The sequence below is a fragment of the Seongchinamella sediminis genome, from assembly GCF_003457605.1.
Lineage (GTDB): Bacteria > Pseudomonadota > Gammaproteobacteria > Pseudomonadales > Halieaceae > Halioglobus > Halioglobus sediminis.
The window spans coordinates 1-1,968 of the sequence record NZ_QRAN01000053.1 but is presented as its reverse complement, the minus strand read 5'-3'; the positions used below and the strand labels follow the sequence as shown (position 1 = coordinate 1,968).

Below are 1,968 nucleotides of genomic sequence, written 5' to 3'. Positions count from 1 at the left end.
CCTCCCCGCCGGAAGATCAAGGTTTCCTGCGCAACGCTAATCGGCGCAGGGTGAGTCGGCCCCTAAGGCGAGGCAGAAATGCGTAGTCGATGGGAATCAGGTTAATATTCCTGGACTCCTTATTATTGCGATGGAGGGACGGAGAAGGCTAGGCCATCAGGGCGTTGGTTGTCCCTGTTTAAGGTTGTAGGCTGGCTGCTTAGGTAAATCCGGGCGGTCGAGGCCGAGAGCTGATGACGATCTCAAGGCGAGAGCTGCGAGAGAAGTGGTTGATGCCATGCTTCCAAGAAAAGCTTCTAAGCTTCAGGTAATGAGGAACCGTACTGTAAACCGACACAGGTGATCAGGTAGAGAATACCAAGGCGCTTGAGAGAACTCGGGTGAAGGAACTAGGCAAAATGGTACCGTAACTTCGGGAGAAGGTACGCCGGCTCTGGTGATGGCACTTGCTGCCTAAGCTGGGGCTGGTCGAAGTGACCAGGTGGCTGCGACTGTTTATTAAAAACATAGCACTCTGCAAACACGTAAGTGGACGTATAGGGTGTGACGCCTGCCCGGTGCCGGAAGGTTAATTGATGGGGTTATCTTCGGAGAAGCTCTTGATCGAAGCCCCGGTAAACGGCGGCCGTAACTATAACGGTCCTAAGGTAGCGAAATTCCTTGTCGGGTAAGTTCCGACCTGCACGAATGGCGTAACGATGGCCACACTGTCTCCACCCGAGACTCAGTGAAATTGAAATCGCTGTTAAGATGCAGTGTACCCGCGGCTAGACGGAAAGACCCCGTGAACCTTTACTACAGCTTCACAGTGGACTTTGACTTTATTTGTGTAGGATAGCTGGGAGGCTTTGAAGCAGTGGCGCTAGCCATTGTGGAGCCGACCTTGAAATACCAGCCTGGTAAAGTTGAGGTTCTAACTCAGGCCCGTGATCCGGGTCGAGGACATTGTGTGGTGGGTAGTTTGACTGGGGCGGTCTCCTCCCAAAGAGTAACGGAGGAGCACGAAGGTGCGCTAATCATGGTCGGAAATCATGAGGTTAGTGTAAAGGCACAAGCGCGCTTGACTGTGAGTCTGACAAGACGAACAGGTACGAAAGTAGGTCTTAGTGATCCGGTGGTTCTGTATGGAAGGGCCATCGCTCAACGGATAAAAGGTACTCCGGGGATAACAGGCTGATACCGCCCAAGAGTTCACATCGACGGCGGTGTTTGGCACCTCGATGTCGGCTCATCACATCCTGGGGCTGAAGCCGGTCCCAAGGGTATGGCTGTTCGCCATTTAAAGTGGTACGCGAGCTGGGTTTAGAACGTCGTGAGACAGTTCGGTCCCTATCTGCCGTGGGCGTTGGAGAATTGAGGGAAGCTGCTCCTAGTACGAGAGGACCGGAGTGGACGAACCACTGGTGTTCGGGTTGTGTCGCCAGACGCATTGCCCGGTAGCTATGTTCGGACAGGATAACCGCTGAAAGCATCTAAGCGGGAAGCCCCTCCCAAGATAAGTTCTCCCTGGGAATTTAATTCCCCTGAAGGGCCGTGGAAGACTACCACGTTGATAGGCTGGGTGTGGAAGCGTTGTGAGGCGTTGAGCTAACCAGTACTAATTGCCCGTGAGGCTTGACCATATAATCCAAGTTATTTGAGAAGACAAGGGTGTTGTGATCGAGTCATGGTGTTGACTGCACCGAAGGACAATCATCGGAATCGCTCCCCAGGTACGCCTGCCGGGCGATTCTCGATGGCCCTACATCCATGTAGGGCACAGTTTGATTTACCTGACCTTATTTGAGACAGCGATACGCGTCGATCGAGCATGGCTCATCGGGATCCCGGCTTAAAGCGAGCCGGGATGGCATTCGCCGCTAGCGCGTCTCATGCCAGTTTGCCTGGCGACAATAGAGCAATGGAACCACCTGACTCCATCCCGAACTCAGAAGTGAAACGTTGCATCGCCGATGGTAGTGTGGGGCT

The 1,968-nt window shown here is 53.6% G+C and carries 2 rRNA genes; both read left to right on the top strand.

Features of this window, described 5'->3' with window-relative positions:
- A 23S ribosomal RNA gene (locus DWB85_RS19245) occupies positions 1 to 1,622 on the top strand; the annotation flags it as partial.
- 260 nt (positions 1,623 to 1,882) lie between these two features.
- A 5S ribosomal RNA gene (gene rrf / locus DWB85_RS19240) occupies positions 1,883 to 1,968 on the top strand; the annotation flags it as partial.